This window comes from Aedoeadaptatus acetigenes (assembly GCF_025566985.1).
In the GTDB taxonomy this organism is placed as follows: Bacteria; Bacillota; Clostridia; order Tissierellales; family Peptoniphilaceae; genus Aedoeadaptatus; species Aedoeadaptatus acetigenes.
In genome coordinates this window covers 1-24,437 of record NZ_JAOQJD010000015.1, presented here as the reverse complement: position 1 = coordinate 24,437, position 24,437 = coordinate 1, and the positions used below count along the sequence as shown (strand labels likewise).

Sequence of the window (24,437 nt, the reverse complement as noted above, 5' to 3'; positions counted from 1 at the left end):
TATGAAGAATCACGGTGAAGTCGTCGTTATTGCGGGCAATTCCAACCAGCCCTTGGTGGAGAAAATCTGTAAGATTCTGGGCATCGAACAGAGCGCCTGCGAGGTCAAGCAATTCTCCGACGGGGAAATCTCCATCGACATCATGGATTCCGTGCGGGGCAGAGATGTATTCGTCATTCAACCCACCTCGGGTCCGGTAAACGACCATTTAATGGAACTTTTGATTTTAATCGACGCCTTAAAGCGTGCCTCCGCCGGCCGTATCAACGCCGTCGTGCCCTATTACGGCTACGCCCGTCAAGACAGAAAAGTGCGGGCAAGAGAACCGATTACGGCGAAACTCGTGGCCAATTTAATGACCGTAAGCGGCGCGGATCGCGTCATCTGCATGGACCTGCACGCCGGTCAAATTCAAGGCTACTTCGACATTCCCGTCGATCACTTAACCGCCGTTCCCTATTTGGCAAAATACTTTAAAGAACACATCGACACATCCAATATTGTCGCCGTCAGTCCCGACTTGGGCGGCGTCACCCGCACCCGTAAATTTGCCGAAGAAATCAACGGCGCCCCCATTGCCATTATCGAAAAGAGACGGCCCAAGGCCAACGAAAACGTGGTAATGAACGTCATCGGTTCCATCGAAGGCAAAGACTGCATTCTCGTGGACGATATTATCGACACGGCGGGCACGGTCTGCAAAGCTGCCGACGCCCTGAAAAAATACGGCGCCAAGAAAGTCTATGGCTGCGCCACCCACGGCGTGCTTTCGGGACCGGCCATCGAACGCATCGACAATTCCGTTATGGAACGCTTCGTCATTACCGACACCATCGACTTGCCGGCGGAAAAACACATCGACAAGATCGACATCGTGTCCGTGGCACCGATTCTCGCCAACGCCATTACGCGGGTAAATACCGACCGCTCCATCAGCAAGATCTTCGAAGAAGTGTAAAATGCTTATCGTCGGTTTAGGAAACCCGGGGGATCGCTACAAAAACACCAGACACAATGTGGGCTTTATGGCCGTGGACGCCATTTCAGACGCTTTAAACATCCCCGTAAGCTCCATTAAATTTAAAGGCCTTTACGGGGAAGGGCGCGCCTTTGGAAAGAAGGTGCGTCTTTTAAAGCCCACCACCTACATGAACGAGTCCGGCCAATCGGTGAGGGCCTGTATGGATTACTTTAAAATCGCGCCGGAAGATGTGCTGGTCTTGGTGGACGACATCGACATCGCCTTCGGCACCATTCGGCTTCGTAAATCCGGCAGTGCCGGCACCCACAACGGGCTGAAGTCCATTATTTACCAAGTGCAATCGGATCAATTTCCCCGACTGAAAATCGCCGTGGGAAAGAAAAATCCCCACATGGACTTGGCCGATTTCGTCCTCAGCACCTTTTCCGGGGGTGAGGAAAAAATCATGGACGAAACCATCGAAAAGGCGAAGGATGCCACGCTTTTGTTTATAAAAGAGGGGCTCGATGCCGCCATGAATACCTATAACGGAAAGTAGAAAGCAGCTCCAAGGGGCTGCTTTTTAGGAGGCAAAATGACGCGTATTTACAATGAGCTTTTTTCAAAAGATCCCTCCTTTCGACAAGTGTCAGACGGCCTGAGGGAGGGCGAATTTCCCATCGGCTGCTACGGCTTGGCGGAGGCGGCCATCGCCCCTGTCGTGGATACGATCCGCAGGGATCAAGAGAGGCCCGTGCTTCTGATGACCTACGACGTGGCTCGGGCGAAGCGATTGGCGGAAGACTTGTCTTACTACGCCGAGGATGGCGTCTTTCAGCTCCAGGCTCGGGAACTGTTTTTCTTTCAGCGGGACGCGGGAAGCAACGAGCTTTTAAGCGCCCGATTGAAAACCCTTCAGGCCATGCTGGACGGCCGGGCGAAGATTGTGGTCACCACGCCGGAGGCCTTAGGCGGCATTTTCCTGAAGCCGGCCTATTTAAAATCTGCGGCCTTTTCCCTGGCGGTAGAGGATATGATAGATACCGACGCCCTCGTGGAAAAGCTTTTGGCATCGGGCTACAAGCGCGTGGATTTCGTCGAGGGCATGGGCCAATTTTCCATTCGCGGCGGCATCATCGACATTTTTACGCCCCAAGATTACCCCTATCGAGTGGAGCTTTTCGACGTAGAGGTGGATTCCATACGCCGCTTCGATCCTGAGACCCAGCGTTCCGTGGAGGACGTGGATGTGGCGGAGATCTTTCCCGTCCACGATGTTATTTTCGACGACGCCCTTAAAGACAGCGTAGCCGCCGCCATCGAAAAAGATCTGAAGAAAATAAAAAAACTGAGCCGCGTCTCCCAAGATCGGGCGGAAGAAAAATTCATGCCCCTTGTGGAGCAGCTGAAAGATCGCGCCTTTTTGTCCCACACGGATCTTTTGCTTCCCTACATTCCCGAAAAAGAGCGGGCTTCTGTCGTCGACTACTTTAAGGAATCGCCGTTGATTTTTGTCGACGAGCCGCGCCGCATGAGGGAAGTGGCTGAGAAGCAGGAGCTTTCTCTCGTCGACACCCTGAGCGATTTGGCCGAGGCAGGGGAGCTGTTAAAGTCCCATTTAAGCATACAAATTGACTACGACGTCATCGAGGGGGACTTGACGGCACGGGATGTAATTATCTCCAGCCACATCGTCCGCGCTCCGGGAAATTATCAGCTGAAGCGCATTGCCAATTTCAATGTGAAGACCGTCACAAGTTTCGGCGGCCGCATGCGCTACTTCAAAGAAGAAATTCAGCGCTACCTGGACAGAGACTACGCCGTCGTCCTCTTAGGCGGCAGCGAGGAGAAGACCCGCCGGTTGGAGGACACGGTGCGGGACATGGGCTTTGCGCCCGCGCCTCTTAAGGATGTCTTAATGCCCGGGGTGATACAATTTGATTCCGGTCACGTCCACGGCGGCTTCGAGATGGAAGAAGTGCGCTTCGTCCTCTTAAATGCCACGGAAATTTTCGGCGAAACGAAAAAAAGAAAGCGGCGGCGCAAGAAAAAAGACGTCATCGACTTGGGCAGCCTTTCCGTAGGCGATTACGTGGTTCACGAAATGCACGGCATCGGAAAATTTATGGGCACCACCAATCTGGAGGTGCAGGGCATACGGCGGGACTACATCAGCCTCTTTTACCAAGGGGGCGACAAGCTCTTTTTGCCCATGGATCAAATGGCTTTGATTCACCGCTACATCGCCTCCGACGACGCGCCGGTGAAGATCAATCGCCTCAACACCCAAACCTGGAAAAACACCAAGGCCAAAGCCAAGCGCAGCGTGGAAGAAATGGCAGAGGATTTGATTCGCCTCTACGCCAAGCGTGAAGACGTGGCGGGCTACGCCTTTACCGAAGATCAGCCATGGCAGAAGGATTTCGAAGCGGCCTTTCAATACGAAGAAACCGACGGCCAATTGGAAGCCACGGAAGAAATTAAAAAGGACATGGAAGAGGCCAAGCCCATGGACCGCCTGCTCTGTGCCGACGTAGGCTACGGCAAGACCGAAGTGGCCCTTCGCGCGGCCTTCAAGGCGGTGTTGGACGGCAAGCAAGTGGCCTTTCTCGTGCCCACGACCATTCTCGCCCAGCAGCACTACAACACCATGCGGGAGCGCTTTGCCAATTTCCCCGTGGACCTGGCGATCCTCTCCCGCTTCCGTTCGAAAAAAGAACAGGAAGAGGATCTGGAGCGACTGAGGATCGGCGCCGTGGACATTGTGGTGGGCACCCATCGCCTCCTGTCCAAAGACGTAAAGTTTAAGGACCTGGGCCTTTTGATTATCGACGAGGAGCAGCGCTTCGGCGTGCGGCACAAGGAGCGTCTCAAGCTTTTAAAAGAAAGCGTGGACACCTTGACCCTGACGGCGACGCCCATCCCGAGGACTCTGCAAATGTCCCTCGCGGGCATTCGGGACATGTCCGTCATCGACGAGCCGCCCCGGGAGCGCTTCCCGGTGCAAACTTACGTGGTGGAATACAATCCCATGATGATTCGCGAAGCCATATTAAAGGAGCTGGACCGAGGCGGACAGATCTACTTCGTCTACAATCGGGTGCGCACCATGGAAAAAATGCTCGGCGACTTACAGGACTTGGTGCCCGAGGCCCGCTTCGCCATGGCCAACGGCCAAATGAGCGAGCGGGAGCTGGAAAACACCATGCTCCGGTTTTACAATCGGGACATCGACGTGCTTCTCTGCTCCACCATTATCGAAACGGGCATGGACGTCTCCAATGCCAACACCATGATCGTGTGGGAGGCCAATCGCCTCGGGCTCTCTCAACTCTACCAACTGCGGGGGCGCATTGGCAGGAGCAATCGCATCGCCTACGCGTACTTTACCTACAAGCGGGATGCGGGCATTTCCGAAGTGGCGGAAAAGCGCCTCGCCGCCATTCGCGAGTTTACCGAATTCGGCAGCGGCTACAAAATCGCCATGCGGGATTTGGAGATCCGCGGATCGGGAAATATTTTAGGGGAGAGTCAACACGGCCACATGAACGCCATCGGCTACGATCTCTACATTAAGTTTTTGAAACAGGCCGTGCGTCGGGCGAAAGGCGAAGAGGACGCGGAAGAGGTGGACACCGCCCTGGACGTGTTAATCGATTCCTACATCCCCAAAAGCTACATTAAAGACGAGACCCAGCGCATGGAAATGTATAGAAAGATCGCCGTCATCACCGACGACGAGGACGAGCGGGATGTGATCGACGAGCTCATCGACCGCTTCGGCGACCCGCCGAAGGCCGTTCTTCAGCTGGTGCACCTCTCCAAGATTCGCCACCTGGCCTCCACCCTCAAAGTGGAAACCATTCAACAAAAGGGCGACGAGTACAGCTTCCACTTCGTCGAAGGCTACGAACTCGATCTGTCCCTCTTAAACGAACTCACCAGCGTCTTCGGCAAGCGATTGGTCTTTTCCATGGCCGGGGAATACAGCATTCGCCTCTCGGCGGAGAAAAATGCCCTGGACGATGTAGAAAAAGTCCTGGATCTTATGAAAATACACAAATCGCACACACGAAAGGCCTAGTTACTTGTTATAATGAAATGGAGATTTTAAAAGTAAGGAAAGGATGTTTATGACTATTAAAAACACGATGAAAAAAATCGGCGTCGTCTGCTTGGCGGCGACGGTTCTCTTAACCGGTTGCGGCAAAAAAGATGTCGCCGCCACGGTAAACGGCAAGCCCATCACCATCGAAGATTACGAACGGGAATACAAGATGCAGGCCCAACAAGCCATGGCTCAATACGGGGAAGATTTCCTCATGCAAAAGAGCCCCGACGGCAAACAAACCATGGGCGAAATCATGCGTCAAAACACCCTGGACAATATGGTTCGCTTCGAAATCTACAAACAAGATGCCGAAGAAAAGGGCATTAAGATCACGGACAAAGACGTGGATGCAGAATACAAGAAAATGGTCGATATGTACGGCGGCGAAGAAAAATTACAAGACGCCTTGAAAGAAAACAACTTAACCGCCGATCAAATGAGAGAATACATGAAGACCAACCTTCTCATGCAACAATACCAAGAAAAAATGCTGAAGGAATTGGAACCGACGGAAGAAGAACTGAAAAAGTACTACGACGGCCACAAAGACGAATTTAAAACCGCCGAAGCCAGCCACATTTTGGTTAAGACCAAAGAAGAAGCCGACGCCATTAAAAAAGAATTGGACGGCGGCGCCGACTTTGCGAAACTTGCCAAGGAAAAGAGCTTGGACACGGGAAGCGCACAAAACGGCGGCTCCCTGGGTCAATTCTCTCCCGGCCAAATGGTAAAGGAATTCGACGAAAAAGTATTCTCCATGAAGCCCGGCGAAATTTCCGATCCCGTGAAGACTCAATTCGGCTTCCACATTATTAAGCTTGAAAAAATTTCCAACGACTTCAAGGGCGCCAAAGACGCCGTGAAAGAAGCGGTCATTCAAGAAAAGTTCAAGGAATACAACGACAAGCTCGAGAAAAAAGCCAAAGTAAAACGCACGGTCAACACGGCGAAAGACATTCCCGTAGAACCGGCGAAAAAAGACGAAGCGCCCGCCGACAAGGCACAAGGTGAAAATGCCAAGGCACAAAATGAACAAGCCAAAGGCAATGCCAAGGACGCAAAGGAAGAAAAGAAGTAAATCAATCCACGAAAGAAACAGCCTGTCTCAGGACCGGGCTGTTTTTTATTTGCCTTCCGGAAACGAAGAAGGAAAAGGGCCTATAAATGGCTTCATTGGGCTAAAAAATCCTTTTTTAACTAGACAAAGGCCGCCGTGAATAGTACAATAACAAAGGTAAAAGGGGGACGTCATGGGAAAATTACGAATTGTCGGTCTCGGTCCGACCAATGAAAAGGACCTTACGGTAAAAGCCTTGGAGGCCATTCACGACGAGTCGAAAAAATTTCTCAGGACGGAAGCACACGACGCAGTCGCGTATTTTCGCTCCCACCACATTCCTTACAAAAGCTACGATTACCTCTACGAATCCCTGGATGATTTCGACGCCATCTACCGGACCATCGCCGATGACCTCATGGAGGCTTCGAAGGGCGAGGACATTACCTATTTTGTTCCCGGCCATCCCTTGATTGCGGAAAAGACGGTGGTCTATCTTTTGGAAAAGGACCCGAGCATCGACATCGTCGACGGATTGAGCTTTATCGAGCCGGTACTGGCGGCGGTAAAGAAAGATCCCATCGACGGCCTGAAAATCATTAACGGCGACGACTTTACGGATCTGGATCTGGACGTGCACGTGGACACCATCGTGACCCAAGTGTACAATCAACGGATCGTGCGGGAGTTGAAGCTGGCGCTGTCCGAGCTTTACGGCGACGAGCACGAGGTCTTCGTCCTCTCCCACGCCGGACACGAAGCGAAAGCCTTCAGGGAGAAGCGGCCCGTGTACATGCTGGATCGCTTCGACGATTACGGCTACGAAACCAGCCTGTATATTCCCGCCACGGAGGCGTACAAAGATGTAAGGGATGTCGTACGGTTGATTCGACGGCTTCGCGGCCCCGAGGGCTGTCCCTGGGACGGAGAACAAACCCACGAGAGCATGAAGGCCCATTTAATCGAAGAAGCCTACGAAGCGGCCTATGCCATCGACTGCAAGGACGATTTCGCCATGGAAGAAGAACTGGGCGATGTCCTGTTTCAAGTCATTTTTCACGCCGAATTGGCGGCGCAAGAAGGCACATTTACTTTGGCGAGCCTCACCGAAGCCCTGGTGGAAAAAATGATCCGCCGTCACCCCCACGTCTTTCAAGGCGGTGCGAGTGATTGGGAGGGCATGAAATCGAAAGAGCGGGGCAGTCAAAGTTTGGGAGAAAAACTTCGCCACTACGAGGGCTTGCCGGCCCTGATGCGGGGGCAAAAAACCGTGGCCCGTTTGCCGGAGGATGCACTGCATTCCGAGGCCTTCGAGGGCATGGACGAAGACAGCCGCCGAATCGTCGAAGGACTTATAAAACTGTTGATCGATGCCGAACATGCGGGAATCGACGCGGAGAGCACCTTGGCTGCGGCCTTGGGCCGACTCACCGACGCCCTTTCCCATGAAGGCGACGAAAATAAAAATCTTTAGGAGGCTATGATGAACAAATCTGAACTTATTTCCAATATTGCTGAAAAGAGCAACTTATCCAAAAAAGACGCTGAAAACGCATTAAACGCTTTCTTGTCCACCATCGAAGAAAGCTTGGCAGAAGGCGACAAAGTGCAATTAGTCGGCTTCGGTACCTTTGAAGTGCGCGATCGCAAAGCCCGCGAAGGCAGAAACCCGAGAAATCCGGAAGAAGTCATTAAGATTCCCGCATCGAAGGCTCCGGTCTTCCGCGCAGGCAAGGCATTAAAAGAATCGGTCAACAAATAATCCACGGGCCCTAAAGGGCCCTTTTTTTAAAGGAGAAGGCATGCGCATCGACAAGTATTTGAAAAACGCACGAATCATCAAGCGCCGCACCGTGGCCAAGGAAGCCTGCGACGGCGGCCGCGTCACCATTAACGGCAAGACCGCCAAGGCCGGCGACGAAGTGGCCGTGGGCGACATCGTCGCGGTGCAATTCGGCAACCGCAGCCAAAAGCTGCGCGTTTTAGACATTAAGGACAATGTTCAGAAAAAAGGCGCCGAAGATCTCTACGAAATTCTTTTCGACGATTGAAAAGATCGCCGAAACATGCGATACTAATAGTATCGAGGTGAGTGCATGGCAAAGGAAAGAAAAATTCACAGAGTTCCCGTCAAAACGGCCCGCTTGGCGATTATCGCCGTGGCCGTCCTTTGTGTGTTTATCAGTTTCGGAACGTGGAAGGAAACTCGCCAAAAAGAAGCCATTGTACGGGAAAATCGAACGAAGATCGAAACCCGCACGAGAGAAATCAAGGAAACGGGCGCGGCCATTCGAAACAGCGACAGCTTGGAATTTGCGGAAAAAGTGGCCCGAGAAGATCTGGGCATGGTTAAGCCCCGGGAAGTGATTTACGTGGACAAGGAAAAAGATCGCACAAAAAGTATAAACGAGGAGGATACAAGGTAATCTATGGCAATTGAAGTAGGAGCTATTTTAGAAGGCGTGGTCACGGGCATCGTGAAATTCGGCGCATTCGTACAACTCGACGAGGATCACAACGGACTGGTACATATTTCGGAAATTTCCGATGAATACGTCAAGGAAGTCTCGGATCATTTGTCCAAGGGGCAAAAAGTCAAGGTCAAGGTGCTCTCCATCGAAGACGGCGGAAAAATCGCCCTGAGCATGAAGCAGGCCCAACCGAAATCTGAACAACAAAAGCCCCTTCCCCAGGCGGTTCAACTAAACAGAGAAGTCCATAGATCCGATGCGTCCAGCTTCGACGACATGTTGAGCAAATTCATGAAGGTCAGCAATGAAAAGATTGAAAGCGCCAAGCAGCGTCGAAATGTAAGACAGGGTAAGACCAAGAGAAGATAAAGTATGCGTCGCCGAGCGACGCTCTTTTTTTGAACGGAGGCCTTTGTGGAAGATCTATTTGGCGGCATCATCCGTGAAAACACGAGTGTCCTCGCGGCCTTCTCCGGCGGGCCGGATTCCGTGTATCTACTCTATCTCCTGAAGGAGTATAAAAAGCATTGCCCCTTCGATTTAAAGGCGGCCCATTTGCATCACGGACTCAGGGCGACGGCGGACAGGGACATGGCCTTTGCAATGGATATTTGCAACCGCTGGGACGTGCCCCTCATCACTGAGCGGGCCGATGTGCTTACCTACGCCCGAGAAAACAAATTGGGCACGGAAGAGGCCGGGCGCGAATTGCGCTATGATTTCTTTCGCCGCAACAAGGCACCGGGCGGGCGCATCGCCCTGGCCCACCACCTGGACGATCAGGTGGAGACCATGCTTCTCAGATTGATTCGGGGTACGGGCCTAAAGGGCATGGAAGGCATGAAGGTGCTGGAAGGGGATCTCTTTCGCCCCCTCCTCGCCGTGACGAAAGAAGAAATCTTATCGGCCCTCGCCGAAAAAAACATTCCCTATGTGGTGGACGAGACCAATCTGGAGCCCACCTATACGAGAAATCGGGTGCGCCTTTCAATCGTCCCCGAGGCGGAGGCCATTAACCCGGCCTTTCGCCGCGCCATGGCGTCGTTTCGGACCATGGCGGAAGAAGACGAAAGCTATTTGGCGAAGGAGGCGGAAAAAATCTATGAGGCCCTTGGGGCGGAAGAGAAGGGAATCGTCACCCTCGCGAGCGACGTGTTTCGCGTTCCCGATGCTCTGCGCCGCCGGGCCTTTCGCCTGGCCGTCGAAAAAGTAAAGGGTCACGTGAAAAACATGGGCTACGACCACATCGCCGCCATCGACGAATTGGAGCAGGCGCAGACGGGAAAGGGGTTGGACCTTCCCGGGCTGCGCGTGGAAAAAACCTACGGCGGCATCGCTTTTTTTGTTCCCGAAGAGGAAGGACCGAGCGAAGGCGAGGTGGCCTTAAAGGAGAGCCGGGCGGAATTTATGGGCCATCGCTTTTACCTGGGCGAGGGAGACGATTTTATTTACGTCAAGGATCCTTCCGCCGTCGTGATTCGCACGAGGCGGCCCGGAGATGTGATTCGCCTGAAAGTGGGCCGCAAGAAAGTAAAAGATGTATTTATCGACGCAAAGATCGATCGCAGACGGCGCGACCGCTGGCCCATCGTCACGGAGGCGGGGGAAGTGGTATGGGTCGTGGGACTCAGAAAAGCTGAAAGGCAGGAGGAAAAATCATGGCAGAAACTCGCGTGGATTCCATTGAACGAGATGTAGCAGAAGTATTGGTGTCGAAGGAAGAGATTATGGCGGCGGTTGAGCGCATCGGCAAGGCCGTCACGGAAGATTTTCGCGGCGAAAGTTTAATCGTCATCGGCATTTTAAAAGGCGCCTTCGCCTTTATGGCGGATTTGATTCAGGCCATCGACCTTCCCATGGAAATCGACTTTATGGACGTCTCCAGCTACGGCACATCCACCACCTCCAGCGGCGAGGTGCGCATTTTAAAAGACCTCTCCACCACAGTGGAAGGCAAATCCGTCTTAATCGTGGAAGATATTGTGGACACGGGGCTCACTCTGAGCTATTTAACGAAAGTCATGGAAAGCCGCGGCGTGAAAAAAGTCGCCATCGCCACCTTGCTCACCAAGCCTTCTCGCAGAGAGCGGGCGGTGAATGTGGATTATGTAGGCTACGAAGTGGCGGATAAATTCGTCGTGGGCTACGGCATCGACTTCGCGGAAAAATACAGAAATCTGCCCTATGTCGGCGTATTAAAGCCGGAAGTATACGAGAAATAAGAGGCAAAATTATGATATACTGAAAGGTACGATAGAAAAGGAGGTTTGTACGATTGAATAGAAAATGGAGCGGCGTAGCCTTTTATCTCGTGCTTCTCGGCATGCTGATTTTCGGCATCTACTTTATGAATCCGTCTCAACGTTCGACGGAAGAGATCAGTTACACGAAGCTCGTGGAAATGGTTCAAAAGAATCAGGTAAAATCCATCGACTTAAAAGGTTCGGAAGCTCTGGTTACCAAGAAAAATAAAGACGTCGTCCGGACGAATATTCCTCCGGTCATCGGCGACTCTTTTTACGAACAATACTTGAAGGGGCCCGTCGAAAAGGGCGAGATCGCTTTGTCCTCCACGCCGGCCAATCCCCAAGGACCCACCATCGCCAGTTTTCTGCCCACATTTTTGGTCATGCTCTTTATGGGCTATTTGTTCTTCAGCTTTATGCGCTCCCAACAGGGCGCCGGCGGCCGAATGATGAATTTCGGCAAGAGCAAGGCCCGGGTCATGGACGACGAAGAGACGAAAAAGATCACCTTTAAAGACGTGGCGGGTCTGAAAGAAGAAAAAGAAGAGCTCTCGGAAATCGTGGATTTCTTAAAGAGCCCCAATAAATTCGTCTCCATGGGCGCCAGGATTCCTAAAGGCGTGCTCCTCGTGGGCCCGCCGGGAACGGGGAAGACCTATCTCTCCAAATCCGTGGCCGGCGAGGCGAAAGTGCCTTTTTATATTATGAGCGGTTCCGACTTCGTTGAAATGTATGTAGGCGTCGGCGCGAGCCGCGTGCGGGATCTCTTTGAAACGGCCAAAAACAACGCGCCCTGCATTATTTTTATCGATGAAATCGACGCCGTGGGACGCAGACGGGGCGCGGGCCTCGGCGGTGGCCACGACGAGCGGGAACAGACGCTGAATCAACTCCTCGTTGAAATGGACGGCTTCGGCACCAACGAAGGGGTCATCGTCATGGCGGCAACCAACCGCGCCGACATTTTGGACCCGGCCCTCTTGCGTCCCGGTCGCTTCGACCGCCAGATTTACGTGGGCCTTCCCGACGTGCGGGCGCGAAAAGAAATTTTAGAGCTCCACGGCAAGAAAAAGCCCCTGGCCGATGACGTGGACATGACCGTGGTGGCCAAGCGCACTGCGGGCTTTACCCCGGCGGATCTGGAAAATCTCATGAACGAGTCGGCGCTTTTGGCGGCTCGGGAAAATCTCAGGAAGATCCCCATGGCCATCGTCAACGAAGCCAGTATTAAAGTGGTGGCCGGTCCGGAAAAATCCAGCGCCGTCATTAAAGAGAAGGAGCGCAAGCTCACGGCGGTACACGAGGCGGGCCACGCTGTGGTCTCCAGAATGCTCCCGGGCTACGATTCGGTGCACATGATCACCATCATTCCCCGCGGGCGCGCCGGCGGCTTTACGGCCTTTTTGCCCGACGACGACATTATGCATTTCACGACGAAAACGGAAATGCAAAATGAATTGGTGAGCCTCTTAGGGGGACGAGTGGCGGAGGATTTGGTCCTCGGCGACATTTCCACCGGCGCCTCCAACGACATCGAGCGGGCCACGAAACTCGCCCGGGAAATGGTCACCACCTACGGCATGAGCGAAAAGATCGGCACATTAACCTACGGCAGCGATTCCGATTCGGTTTTCGTCGCCCGGGACATGAGCCACACCAAGGATTATTCCGAGGAAGTGGCCGCCGAAATCGACGAAGAAATGCGCCGCTTTGTCGGCGACGCCTACAACAAGGCGAAGGGTCTCTTAAAAGAAAATATGGACACCTTGCTTCGCGTTTCCGATGCCCTTCTGGATCGGGAAACCATTAGCGGCAAGGAATTCGAAATTCTCTTTAACGGCGGAAGCCTCACCGACGATCCCCTGGGAACCGGCGAGCGCATCGAAAAAGACGATCTTTCCGAGGAAGCCTCGGAGGCCTTAAACGAAGAGAAGTAGAGGAAAAGCATTCGGGAAACCGGATGCTTTTTTCTATGGAAAAAGGCATGGAGGAAATTGATGCAAAAAAATTGAGCAAGCGATGTGCTTGCTCAATAAAGTCCGATTTTGAATCACTCGATTCGAGCGTTTTTCTATCGGTTTAAACTTTCGTAGCGATCGAAGGCATTTGTTTCTTTTAATGCGGCCTCGGATCCCATGGCGACCATTTGCTCTTCCGCCATTAAGGCGTCCAGCATGTCGCCGTAGCCTCTTAGGTCCTCCACCGTGGTGGCCAGAGCCTGATTTCGAAGGGCCTCCAGCTCTTCCTTGCTCGTGCCGTTTAAGAAGCGTTTAAAGTCCAAGATGCCGTAGGCGGCCGGGGCCATGTGGGGATCAAAGGTATTCATCACCCCGATAATCATATCGGCTAAATCGCGATCGGAAAGCTCCAGGGCGCGGAGAAAATCCCCCATGCCGTCGTAGGCTGCGATGGTTTGGGCGACGTGGGGATCGCGGTAGGAGTAGGTGGCCACATTGCCGCTCTTTGCGATGCGAATGCCGGCACCGTAGGCGCCGCCCTTGGCACGAATTTCCCGGTGCAAATAGAGATTGCTGATCACATTGGCGAGGACCGCCATATCGCCGCTGTACGCTTTGTTCAGGGCCTTAAAATTGCCGCCCTTGGCGATGTAGTTGACCTGAGAGTTTAAGGTAAAGGCTTCCCGCACCTTTTCCGGCTGAAAGGCCACGGCATAATCTTCGGCGCCGAGATCTTTAAAGGACGCTAAGAAGGGCGCAATGGCTTTTTCAGCGGCGGGCAGATCGTCTTCTTCGGCGATGAGATTGGCCGTGAGGCGATCTTTCGCGAATAATTTTTCCGCCACGCGTTGAAGTTTTTTCCCGGCGGCATCGTAATCTTTTTCATCCACCAAGTCGCAGACGAAGTCGAAGAAGGAAAGGCCGTTCATGATGTCGTCTACATAGGCGCTCTCGCTGAAGTGGGTGCGAACGCGATTGGACACGATGAGGTGGCCCGATTGCAGGAGAGTGTTGGCGATGTCCGCCTTGAGTCCCTCTAAAATCGTCTTGAGCCTGTTGGCGTCCGTTAAGCGGCTCTTCGTGAGGATTTCATCCAACACGGCGTAGCCCCTTTCCAGTTGCCTCGGCAGGGCGCCGGTGGAGATAAAGAAGTAGGGTTTGTAGCCGTCGTTTGTTTCTTCAACCGGCGTGTCGAAGGTGAAGCCGCCGCCTGAAAGGAAGATTTCCGTTTCCAGGGCCGCCTCGTCGTAGTTTTCCGTGGCCACTTTCGTAAAGACTTCCCCTAAGAGGGAGGCATAGGCCAATTCCTCTTCCGACAAATGGCCCATGTCGAAGGCCAGATTCGTGTAGACGATGCCGTTGGTGTTTAAGGGGTTTTTCGTCGTGGTCACGCCGCAGGTTTCGGTGACGGTGCGGGGAATCTCCGTAATTCCGTCTGCCAGATCCTTTAAGTCGAGCTTCGGAATCGTGGCCTTGGCCTCGGCGGAATCCGGTGCCGTTTGATAGGCTCTGAGCGCCTCGACCAAGTTTTCGATGTCTTTTTTCTCTTCATCGGACAATGCGGCGAGATCCGCTTTTTGTTTTGCGGCCAGGGCGTCTTCTTCCTTTTTTTGCTTGCCCTTCTCCGGCGCCACGTTCATGAAGAAGCGGTGGGTGGGCTCGAGGAAAAATTCCCGGATCTTTTCTTGGTAATAGTCCGTGCCGATTTTTTCACGGAGCTTTTTCAAAAGAGGCAAGAGCTCCAAGCCGTCCAGGGGGCTTTGGCCATAGAGCCAGGTGTTTAAGGCGCCGATGTAGGAGATTAAATCGGCGTGGCTACCGCCGCCTCTTCGCACGGTAAATTCAAATTTCTCCAGCGTCGCTTCAAGCACATCTTCGTCGATGCCCTCGTCGGCGAGGCGGGCCAAGGTATCCGTGACGATGGATTTAAATTCCTCGTAGCGATTTTCCTCTGCGCGGTAGGCCACCACGGCAAAGTCCCAGGTGTTTGTGACGGAAAGTTCCGAATACACGTCTTCTCCGATGCCCGCCGCCTGCAGAGGCTTTTTCAAGAGGCCGTTTTCCGATTCGATCAACAGTTCCTGGAAGAAATTGCGCAACAAGAGATCCTCCGGCGTGGGATCCACCTTGGCGGTGAGGGCGAAGGCGAAGTAATTTTTCCCCGCGGGATCTTCTTCCTCGCTTAAATCATAGGTGGCTTGAAATTCCTGCGCCTCGTCGTAGAAAGCGTGGCCTTGAATGGCCGAGTCGGGATCCTCGGAATCGAAGCGGCTTAAATATTCCCTGTTTAAATAATCCAGGCGCTCGTCGAAATCTAGGTCCCCGGCCAGGAGAATGTAGCTGTTGGAGGGATGATAGTAGCGCGAATGGAAGTCCAAAAAGGCGTCGTAGGTGAGCTCGGGAATGTTTTTCGGATTGCCGCCGGAATCGTGGGAATAGGTGCCCGTCGGGTGGAGCTTTTCCCGAATCATGTCGCTGATGCGATTGTTGGGATCGGAGTAGACGCCCTTCATCTCGTTAAAGACCACGCCGTTTGCCACGAGGCGGTCTTCTTGAATCTCCGGATGCCAGCCTTCCTGGTAAAAGATCTTGGGATTTTCCTTCATGGCCGGATAAAAGACTGCGTCCAGATACACGTCCATCAGCTGATTAAAGTCCTTTTCATTTCGCGAGCTGATGGGGTAGAGGGTCTTGTCCGGATAGGTCATGGCATTTAAAAAAGTCTGCACGCTGGATGCCACCATGTCCATAAAGGGCTCCTTCGTCTTGTATTTTCGCGATCCCGACAGGGTGGAGTGCTCCACGATGTGGGCGACGCCGGTGGAATCTTCCGGCGGCGTTTTAAAGCCGATGGAGAAGGTTTTGTTGTGGTTATGATTGTCGATAAGGAGGATTTCCGCCCCCGTACGATTGTGTTTTAAAAGAGAAACCTCGCCGTGTAATTCGTCGATGGTTCGCTTTTCGATTAATGTATACTTTTCGTTCATAAATTCACTCCTATTCCAATGATTCATACCCGAAGCGGGCGGTGAAAATCAAAAATAGCGTTAAGATTCGTGCGCATCGGTCCCACTCGCTCTACGTCCATCGATAATGTATGCTATAATTCTAAAGAATGATGGGAGGACAAACATGAAACTACGAGAAGATTTGTCTAAACGCGGTCCCATTCGCGTCGCCGTCGTCGGCGCCGGCTTAATGGGATCGGGATTGGTTGCACAATTAAAAACAATTCATAATATAGACGTGATCCTCTGGTCGTCGAGACGAGAAGAAGGCCTTTTAGACAAGGCGAAAGAGGTAGGCTTAAACGAAGATGCTTACGCCTTTACCCGCGATAAAGATGAGGCGGAGGCCCTTCTGGAAGAAGGGAAGATGATCCTTACCACGGACAATTCCCTGGCCTGGCGACTGGACGAGGTGGATGCCATTTGCGACTGCACCGGCAACACGGAAGCCGGCGCCTGCATCAACGAAAACGGACTGGAGGCCGGCAAGCACATTATCAGCTTCAATGTGGAATGCGACGTGCTCCTCGGGCCCTATTTCTTGGAAAAGGCGAAAGAAAAGGGCCTGTGCTACACGGGCACGGCGGGAGATGAGCCCGGCGCCATTATGGAGCTGTATAATTTCGCGATATTTTTAGGTTTTCGCGTCGTCGCTGCCGGCAAGGGAAAAAACAATCCCATGAATGTGGAGGCCACGCCGGAGGCATTAAAAGCCGAGGCGGAGAAAAAAGGCATCAGCCCCCGCATGCTTACCTCCTTTGTGGACGCCACCAACACCATGGTCGAGCTCAATGCCGTGGCGAACGCCACGGGGCTCTTGCCCGATGAAGGCGGTTGCGTGGGCATGCACGCCACCATAAATGATTTAAGCAAAAAACTTCGCACGAAAGATTTAGGCGGGGAGATGAACCGTCCCGGCACGGTCAATTTCGTTCACGGCATCGCCCCCGGCGTCTTCGTCTCCGTGGAAAGCGACGAGCCGATGATTCGGCGGGAAATGCCCTATTTGTCCATGGGCGACGGGCCCAATTATATTTTTTATCGGCCCTATCACCTGACAAATATCGAAACTCCTTTGACAATAGCAAGAGCTGTTATGTATAATGAAGCCACCATTGCACCGGAGGTAGGTTATGTGGCCCACACCGTGGCCGTGGCGAAGAAAGACATGGAAGCGGGAGAAGCCATTGAAGGCATCGGATCCGCCACCTGCTACGGCACCTTGGTAGAGGCCGAGCGGGCCTACGAAGAAAATCTGCTTCCCATCGGGCTTATCGTCGGCGAAACGAAATTGGCCCGACCTGTAAAAAAAGGCGCGCCCCTGCGCCTGGACGATGTGGTTTTAGATAAAAGCAGCACTTTAGTAAAATTATTTAATCGCGAACACGGTCGCTTTTACGCTTTACCGAAAAATATAAACATGGTATAATATCGTACCTGATCATAAAAGGAGGATGTGACATTGTGAAGCTGACACAGGAAATTGACTACGCCTTTCGTATTATTGCCCATTTGGCGGCGAACGAAGGCCAAGTGGTTGGTGCACCGACCATTGCCGAGGCCATGGGCGTACCTTCCAGGTTTACTTTGCGTATCTTGCGAAAGTTGAATATTGCCGGGCTGACCAAGTCACGGCGCGGCGCCAAAGGCGGCTACAGCCTGAACCGTCCGGCTGAATCCATTTCGCTCTACGATATTATTTTGGCCATTGACGGTCCCATCGAGTTAAGCCGCTGTATGCATGCAAACGACCCTTACTGCAATCGGTTCAATTCCGAAGAAATTCAGGGATGCAAATTTCACCACAGCATTTACGGCCTGCAAGAAGACATCGTGAGCCGTCTCAAGGACATGACAATTACAAATTTTATCGATTAATAGAAGCCGAAGACTTTTACTCCCTATTCACAGAGAGGCACAGAAGCTGAGACGTGCCATTACAGTGAAAGTCGCATCACCTTCCTTAGAACCCTACGGGTCGTTCGCCGCGTTAAGGCTTTGAGTGATAGAATCCTATAAGTAGGGTGGTACCGCGTATAAAAGCGTCCCTTCGTCAACCGACGGAGGGGCTTTTTTTATAGATTATTTGAAAAAGGAGAGAATTATGGCAAAGTTTAAAACACTGTCCCAAGATATCGCCGACGTGCGTGAAAAACGCATCGTCGACTTCTGGCAAGACATGGATCTGTTGAAGCGGTCCGTGGAAATCCGAGAAGGCAAGGACGATTTTATTTTTTACGAAGGGCCGCCGACGGCCAACGGCAAACCGGGCATTCACCACGTCATGGCGAGAACCTTAAAGGACTTGACTTGCCGCTATAAGACCATGCAGGGCTATCGGGTGAACCGAAAAGCCGGCTGGGATACCCACGGTCTGCCCGTGGAAATCGAAGTGGAAAAGAAGCTGGACCTTCACAATAAACAAGACATCGAAAAATACGGCATCGAAAAGTTCAATAAGAAGTGCCGGGAATCGGTCTTCGAATACGAAGGCTTGTGGCGGAAGATGACCGCCCGCATGGGCTATTTGGTGGATCTGGACGATCCCTACATCACCCTGAACAACACCTACATCGAAAGTGTCTGGCACATTTTAGATAAAATGTTTAACGACGGCCTTATCTACGAAGGCCACAAGATCCTACCCTACTGCCCCCGCTGCGGCACCGGCCTCGCATCCCACGAAGTGGCCCAAGGCTATCAGGAAGACAAGACGCCTACCATTACCATGAAATTCAAGGCCGTGGACGAAGATGCCTACTTCCTGGCGTGGACCACCACGCCCTGGACCGTGCCTTCTAACGTGGCACTGGCCGTGCATCCCGATGTGGATTACGCGAAAGTAAAATACGCCGACGGCAATGTCTATTACCTGGCGAAAAACCTTTTGGACAAGGTGCTGAAAGATGAATACGAAGTCATCGATGTGCTCAAAGGCAAGGATTTGGAAGGCCGCCGCTACGAACAACTCATCGACCAAATTCACGTGGACGGCAACGCCTTTGTCGTGGTCCTCGCCGATTACGTCACCACGGAAGACGGCACGGGCATCGTGCACACGGCGCCGGCCTTCGGGGAAGACGACTATCAAACGGGCCGCAGAAACGACCTGGCCTTCGTAAAACCCGTGGACGACGACGGCAACTTCACCGAAACCCAGTGGAAGGGCCAATTCGTCCACAGTGTCAACGAAGAAATCATCGACTACCTGAAAATGCAGGACAAAGTCTTCAGCAAGGAAACCATCGTCCACAACTATCCCCACTGCTGGCGCTGCAAGACGCCCTTAATCTACTACGCCCACCCCTCCTGGTACATCGAAGTCACCAAGATGAAAGATCAATTGGTGAAAAACAACAACGGCGTCGATTGGTACCCGGATTTCGTCGGCGAAAAGCGCTTCGGCAACTGGCTTGAAAACTTAAACGACTGGGCCATCTCCCGGTCCAGATACTGGGGCACGCCCTTCCCGATCTGGCGCTGCCCGGATTGCGGCAAGCTCCGCAGCATCGGAAGCATCAAGCAATTGGTGGAAGAATCCATTGAAGACATCGACGAAACCATCGAGCTGCACCGCCCCTATGTAGACGATGTGCATCTCAGGTGCGAATGCGGCGGCGCCATGGAAAGAGAAACCGACGTCATCGACTGCTGGTTCGACTCCGGGGCCATGCCCTTCGCCCAATGGCACTATCCCTTTGAACACAAAGAGGACTTCGACACGTTGTTCCCCGCCGATTTCATCAGCGAAGGCATCGACCAAACCCGCGGCTGGTTCTACTCCCTCTTGGCCATCTCCACCTACATGACCGGCAAGGCGCCCTACAAGAGCGTTCTGGTCAACGACCTGATCTTGGATAAAGACGGCAAGAAGATGAGTAAATCCCGCGGCAACACCGTATCGCCCACAGAACTCTTTGAAGAATACGGCGCCGATGCCGTGCGCTGGTACCTCATGTACGTTTCCCCGCCGTGGACGCCGACGAAATTCGACGAAGACGGCCTTCGGGAAGTCAACGGAAAATTCTTCCGCTCCCTGAGAAACATCCACAATTTCTTTACCATGTACGCCAATATTAACGACGTGGATCCCAGAGAAATCACCGACGTCACCTACGACGAAATCGACCGCTGGATGCTCTCCAAATACAACAGCCTCTTGAAATCCGTCATCGAAAACATGGAAATTCACGAAGTGACCAAAGTGGTTCGCGACATTCAGGATTTCGTGGCGGAAGATCTGTCCAACTGGTACATCCGCAGAAACAGACGCCGCTTCTGGGACGAAGCGGACACGCCGTCTCGGGACGCGGTCTTTAAGACGACCTACGACATTCTTCTCGGCATCGCAAAAATGATCGCCCCCTTCGCGCCCTTTATCGCCGAAGAATTTTACCAAACCCTCGACGGCGGCGAAAGCGTCCACTTAACGGATTATCCCACCGTGGATGAGATGGCCATCGACGAAAAGCTGGAAGAAAAAATGGCCATTGTCCGTCAATTGGTTACCTTGGGCCGCGCCGGTCGGGAAAACGCCAAGATCAAAGTGCGTCAACCGCTGGGCGAAGTCTTGGTGGACGGGGACTTAAAACCCATTATCGGCGATCTTACCGATTTGATTAAAGAAGAGCTCAATGTGAAAGAGCTCGTCTTCTCCGACGACCTGACCGAATACATGACTTACAGCTTAAAGCCCAACTTCCAAGAAGTGGGCAGAAAGTTCGGTCCCAAGATCAAGGACTTCCAAAAGAATCTAGCCGCAAGCGATGCAAAGGCCCTTTACGACGAGCTGAAAAAGGGTAGCATCACCATGAACCTAAACGGCGAAGATACGGAAGTGAGCTTGGCTGACGTCCTCGTGGATATTTCCTCGAAAGAAGGCTTCGACGTCTGCATGGAAGACAATCTCTTTGTCATCCTGGATACGGAACTCACCGAGGAATTAATCGCCGAAGGCTACGTCCGTGAATTTATCTCCAAGGTTCAGAAACAAAGAAAAGCCAACGACTACGAAGTTACCGACCACATCGCCATCGCCTACGACGCCGAGGGCGACGTAAAGGCCGCTTTGGAAGAGGCGAAAGAACAAATCATGGAAGAAACCTTGGCGGAATCCATGGAACTGAAATCCGTGGATGCGAAGAAAACCGACTTAAACGACGGCACCATCGCCTTCGTCCTCGAACGCATCTAAGGCATGAAGTTCTATATTCTGCGCCACGCCGAAACGGAGTGGAACAGAGAGGACCGGATTCAGGGGCAGATGGATTCGCCCATTACCCGGGAGGGAGAAGAGGCCATGGCCGCCATGGCGGTGCGCCTCGCCTCCGTGCCCTTCGATTGCTGCTACACCTCGGATCTTCCCAGGGCGCGGAAAACGGCCGAAGGCTTGCTAAAATTCCGCTCCGTGCCCATAATAGAAGAAGAGGCACTGCGGGAATTGCCCTTGGGCCCTTGGGAAGGGATGCTCTTTAAAGACATACTGACCGATCCCCTGGCCCAAGCCTATTTAAAGGCACCGGAAACCTATCATCGCGAAGGCTTTATGGATTTTTACGATCTCTACGATAAGCTTCGCGCCTTCATCGGGCGGCTCGAGCAATCGGGCCATGAGCATGTGCTTATCGTCGGCCACGGCGTGAGCATACGGGCCCTCTACCATGTCGTGGAAGGGGTGGCGGTGAAGGATTTCTGGTCCCGGCCCATTGCCGCGAGCATGGGACTCGGCATCTGCGCCTACGAAAAGGGCGCCTGGCACGTGCTTCGTCGAGCCGATAGAGAAGATGGATTGTCTTATTGAGGTGTTCAATGAAAAAATTATCTTTAGCCAATACGCCGACGCGCATCGAACAGGTGCAGCTGATGGATGCGGATCTGCCGGTGAATCTATTTGTAAAACGAGACGACATGACCGGCGTATCCGTGACGGGAAATAAAATCAGAAAACTGGAATACTTGCTTCAACAGGCCCTGGACGAGGGAGCCACGGACATCATTACCACCGGCGCCGTGGGAAGCAACCACGCCCGGGCCACGGCCATGGCCTGCGCCCGATTGGGCTTTCAGTGCCACCTGCTTTTGGTGGGGCCCGAAGACGCCCCCGATGAAGGAAATCTCTTCTTGGATCGCCTGGCCGGTGCCGAGGTGCGCTTTATCAGCCAAGAAGAATACGACGCCCGTCGCGACGAAGTGATGGGCGCGTGGAAAGAGGAACTGGACGGGGAGGGAAAAAATACCATGATTATTCCCATGGGTGGCTCTAACGGCCTCGGCAGCTTCGGCTACGTGGACTGCTTCGATGAAATTCTCGCCCAGGAAAAAGACATGGGCATCACCTTCGATGCGATTGTCTGCGTGGCAGGAAGCGCCGGGATGCTTGCGGGGCTCGCCTACGGGAATGCCCTTCGCGAATCGAAAAAAGAAATTATCGGCTTCTCCGTCGCCGCGCCGGCCTTCGTCATCGAGGAGAAATTGCTTCCCCGCATCGCCTCCGAGATGAACGAATTAAAGGGCACAAATCTCGCCGTCGAGGCAACGGTCATCGACGACTACGTTGGCAGGGGCTACGCCTTGAGCCGAGAGGAAGAGCTGGAATTTATTTGGGACTTCGTCTCCCAAACGGGCATTATTTTGGATCCCGTCTACACGGGAAAAGCCATGTACGGCACGGTTTCTGAAATCCTGAACGGCCGTTGGGAGGAAAAAGAAAATATCCTCTTCATCCACTCCGGCGGCGCCTTCGGATGGACGAGCGAGCAAATCCGCGCCCTGTTGCGAAAAGAATAAACGAGAGAAACGAGCTTCGGCTCGTTTCAGAGTGATGACAAAGGGAGGGAGAATCATCCGATTCACCCTTCCTTTTTTTGTGTCTTGAATTTACAATCTAAGTGCAACAAAAAATGATTCACCGTTTTCTGGTAAAATTATGTCGACGAAAACCAATCAACCAGGAGGAACGATGAATCATTATTCTCATTTTACACTAAAAGAGCGTGAGTTGCTAAAGCATTATATGGATATCGGCTTAAATCAATCTGAGATAGCCATCAAATTAGGACGCAACAAGTCGTCAATTTGCCGTGAGTTAAAGAGAAACTCTTTACAAGGTAGTTATTTACCTTGTGATGCACAGGCACTTTACACCACTAGAAGAAAAGCATGTCGTCCCCAAAAGAAGTTAGACGATGCCGTCCTTTTCCAAAAGGTAAAGTCTCTATTCTTAGAGCATCAGTGGTCTCCGGAACAGATCGCTGCCCGATTAAAATACGAAGAGAGTGTTTATAGCATTAGCTTCACTACAATCTATCGAGCCATTTATTCCGGCCTTTTTGACGAGCCGAATCTCTCTAGGGGCAATAGAGGATGTATTAGAAAATTAAGACATCGCGGAAAAACAAGGCATACCAAGTCCTATGAAGAAAAACGCGGTAAAATCCCAATCACCAATCCCATATCCGAACGACCGGATGCGGCTGAAAAAAGACAGCGCTTAGGCGACTGGGAAGCGGATACGGTGGCAGGTAAAACTGGCAGGGCCTGTCTACTCACATTGACTGACAGGAAAAGTCGCTACCTACTTTGTCGGAAAATTCCAAAGAAGAACGCCCAATGTGTTAAGCAAGCCATGATTGAACTGTTGAAAGATGAACCCCTTCAAAGCATCACGCCCGATAGAGGGAAAGAATTTTCAAAACATCCAGAAATTTCACAGCAACTTTCTCTCGTAGAATTCTATTTTCCGTTGCCCCATCACCCATGGCAAAGAGGAACCAACGAGAATACAAATGGACTATTGAGAGAATACTTTCCAAAAACAAAAGATATTGACCAGTCGGATAGCTACATTGAAGCGAAAATAGAAGAGATCAATCGTCGCCCGCGTAAATGTTTAAACTGGAAAACGCCTTATGAGGTTTACCATTCAGTAGAGTTGCACTTGACTTGACAATTCAAGGTGCAAAAAGATAGCACTTGTTTTCCCTATCGCCTAAAATTAAATCACCACAAAATAATAAAGGGGGTCAAACAAGTGCAAAACAATATTACCACATTACTTTTAGGAATCCAAGATGTCGAGGTCACCGGTGTTTCAGAAGAAAGAAGCCACATTACCATTGACTGCAAACCCGTCCACGATCGGGTTTGTCCTCACTGTGGCTCATCCCACGCCTGGGTCCACGATCACCGGGAGCAAGTGCTTCGAGACGCACCGATGCGCCGAAAGCACGTGTTTCTTCGCGTCAAGAAGACGCGCTATGATTGCAAGGATTGCGGCGCGCGCTTTGAGGCACCTCTTTCCTTTGCCGCCAAGGGCAAACAGATGACAAAGCGCTTAATCGCTTATGTGGTGGACGCCTTCCGGGATATCCGATCCGTGTCAGAGCTGGCTAAGGAGGTGGGGATCTCAACGACGAGCATTTTCCGCATCGTCGCTTGTTTGTTTGTGCCCCGTCAACGGCTGCCTCGCGTCTTTTGCATCGACGAGTTTAAGGGCGATAGCGGCGGAAGCAAGTACCAAACCACCTTGGCCGATGGAGAGGCCCATCGAATCATCGATATTCTTCCGACGCGCTACGGCAAGGATTTAGCCGCTTATTTCTCTTCCATTGATCGAGCGGAACGACG

General features: G+C 52.4%; 20 protein-coding genes. 19 read left to right on the top strand and 1 reads right to left on the bottom strand.

The window, feature by feature from the left end; genetic code table 11:
- Position 1 precedes the first annotated feature (1 nt).
- The 12 genes from OCV31_RS08380 to ftsH all read left to right on the top strand — a co-directional run bounded on the left by OCV31_RS08380 (position 2) and on the right by ftsH (position 12,783).
- Positions 2-958, top strand: a complete 957-nt coding sequence (locus OCV31_RS08380; RefSeq protein ID WP_148474271.1) for a ribose-phosphate diphosphokinase — start codon at positions 2-4, stop codon at positions 956-958.
- A 1-nt stretch (position 959) separates the two neighbouring features.
- On the top strand, positions 960-1,520 hold the full coding sequence (gene pth, locus OCV31_RS08375) for an aminoacyl-tRNA hydrolase (RefSeq protein WP_148474269.1): 561 nt from the start codon (positions 960-962) through the stop codon (positions 1,518-1,520).
- 36 nt (positions 1,521-1,556) lie between these two features.
- A complete protein-coding gene (gene mfd, locus OCV31_RS08370; protein ID WP_148474267.1) occupies positions 1,557-5,045 on the top strand; it encodes a transcription-repair coupling factor in 3,489 nt (1,162 codons plus the stop codon).
- A gap of 49 nt (positions 5,046-5,094) precedes the next feature.
- On the top strand, positions 5,095-6,150 hold the full coding sequence (locus tag OCV31_RS08365) for a peptidylprolyl isomerase (protein WP_267303908.1): 1,056 nt from the start codon (positions 5,095-5,097) through the stop codon (positions 6,148-6,150).
- A 172-nt stretch (positions 6,151-6,322) separates the two neighbouring features.
- Positions 6,323-7,603, top strand: coding sequence for a MazG nucleotide pyrophosphohydrolase domain-containing protein (locus OCV31_RS08360; protein ID WP_148474263.1), 1,281 nt, complete (start codon positions 6,323-6,325; stop codon positions 7,601-7,603).
- Positions 7,604-7,612: 9 nt separating this feature from the next.
- Entirely contained in the window at positions 7,613-7,891 is a 279-nt protein-coding gene (locus tag OCV31_RS08355) for an HU family DNA-binding protein (RefSeq protein ID WP_148474261.1), read from the top strand.
- A 40-nt stretch (positions 7,892-7,931) separates the two neighbouring features.
- The gene (locus tag OCV31_RS08350) at positions 7,932-8,180 is read left to right on the top strand and encodes an RNA-binding S4 domain-containing protein (RefSeq protein ID WP_148474259.1); all 249 of its coding nucleotides are present in this window, start codon (positions 7,932-7,934) and stop codon (positions 8,178-8,180) included.
- Between the two features lie 45 nt (positions 8,181-8,225).
- Positions 8,226-8,555, top strand: a complete 330-nt coding sequence (locus OCV31_RS08345) for an FtsB family cell division protein (protein ID WP_148474257.1) — start codon at positions 8,226-8,228, stop codon at positions 8,553-8,555.
- A 3-nt stretch (positions 8,556-8,558) separates the two neighbouring features.
- Positions 8,559-8,969: a S1 RNA-binding domain-containing protein gene (locus tag OCV31_RS08340; protein ID WP_108831162.1), complete on the top strand. Its 411-nt coding sequence runs from the start codon at positions 8,559-8,561 to the stop codon at positions 8,967-8,969.
- A 45-nt stretch (positions 8,970-9,014) separates the two neighbouring features.
- Entirely contained in the window at positions 9,015-10,298 is a 1,284-nt protein-coding gene (gene tilS / locus OCV31_RS08335) for a tRNA lysidine(34) synthetase TilS (protein WP_148474255.1), read from the top strand.
- Complete coding sequence (gene hpt, locus OCV31_RS08330) at positions 10,259-10,822, top strand: hypoxanthine phosphoribosyltransferase (protein ID WP_199909573.1); 564 nt, start codon at positions 10,259-10,261, stop codon at positions 10,820-10,822. The genes tilS and hpt overlap by 40 nt, the downstream gene beginning before the upstream one ends.
- Before the next feature lie 53 nt (positions 10,823-10,875).
- Positions 10,876-12,783: an ATP-dependent zinc metalloprotease FtsH gene (ftsH, locus tag OCV31_RS08325; protein ID WP_148474253.1), complete on the top strand. Its 1,908-nt coding sequence runs from the start codon at positions 10,876-10,878 to the stop codon at positions 12,781-12,783.
- Between the two features lie 134 nt (positions 12,784-12,917).
- On the opposite strand, the gene OCV31_RS08320 is transcribed toward ftsH, so the two are convergent.
- Positions 12,918-15,791, bottom strand: coding sequence for an insulinase family protein (locus OCV31_RS08320; protein ID WP_267303907.1), 2,874 nt, complete (start codon positions 15,789-15,791; stop codon positions 12,918-12,920).
- A 145-nt stretch (positions 15,792-15,936) separates the two neighbouring features.
- Here OCV31_RS08320 and OCV31_RS08315 point away from each other — a divergent pair, with 145 nt between their 5' ends.
- The 7 genes from OCV31_RS08315 to OCV31_RS08285 form a co-directional block, all read left to right on the top strand.
- Complete coding sequence (locus OCV31_RS08315; RefSeq protein ID WP_148474249.1) at positions 15,937-17,241, top strand: NAD(P)H-dependent oxidoreductase; 1,305 nt, start codon at positions 15,937-15,939, stop codon at positions 17,239-17,241.
- 35 nt (positions 17,242-17,276) lie between these two features.
- Positions 17,277-17,690: an RrF2 family transcriptional regulator gene (locus OCV31_RS08310; protein ID WP_148474247.1), complete on the top strand. Its 414-nt coding sequence runs from the start codon at positions 17,277-17,279 to the stop codon at positions 17,688-17,690.
- Positions 17,691-17,916: 226 nt separating this feature from the next.
- Positions 17,917-21,006, top strand: coding sequence for an isoleucine--tRNA ligase (gene ileS, locus OCV31_RS08305; RefSeq protein WP_148474245.1), 3,090 nt, complete (start codon positions 17,917-17,919; stop codon positions 21,004-21,006).
- Between the two features lie 3 nt (positions 21,007-21,009).
- Positions 21,010-21,612 (top strand): histidine phosphatase family protein, encoded by a 603-nt coding sequence (locus tag OCV31_RS08300; protein WP_148474243.1) that lies wholly within the window; start codon positions 21,010-21,012, stop codon positions 21,610-21,612.
- Between the two features lie 8 nt (positions 21,613-21,620).
- Positions 21,621-22,598 (top strand): 1-aminocyclopropane-1-carboxylate deaminase/D-cysteine desulfhydrase, encoded by a 978-nt coding sequence (locus OCV31_RS08295; protein WP_148474241.1) that lies wholly within the window; start codon positions 21,621-21,623, stop codon positions 22,596-22,598.
- A gap of 172 nt (positions 22,599-22,770) precedes the next feature.
- A complete protein-coding gene (locus tag OCV31_RS08290) occupies positions 22,771-23,757 on the top strand; it encodes an IS30 family transposase (RefSeq protein ID WP_148474238.1) in 987 nt (328 codons plus the stop codon).
- Positions 23,758-23,841: 84 nt separating this feature from the next.
- Positions 23,842-24,437, top strand: a 596-nt coding sequence (locus tag OCV31_RS08285) for a transposase family protein (RefSeq protein WP_267303906.1), incomplete at its 3' end; no start/stop codon positions are given.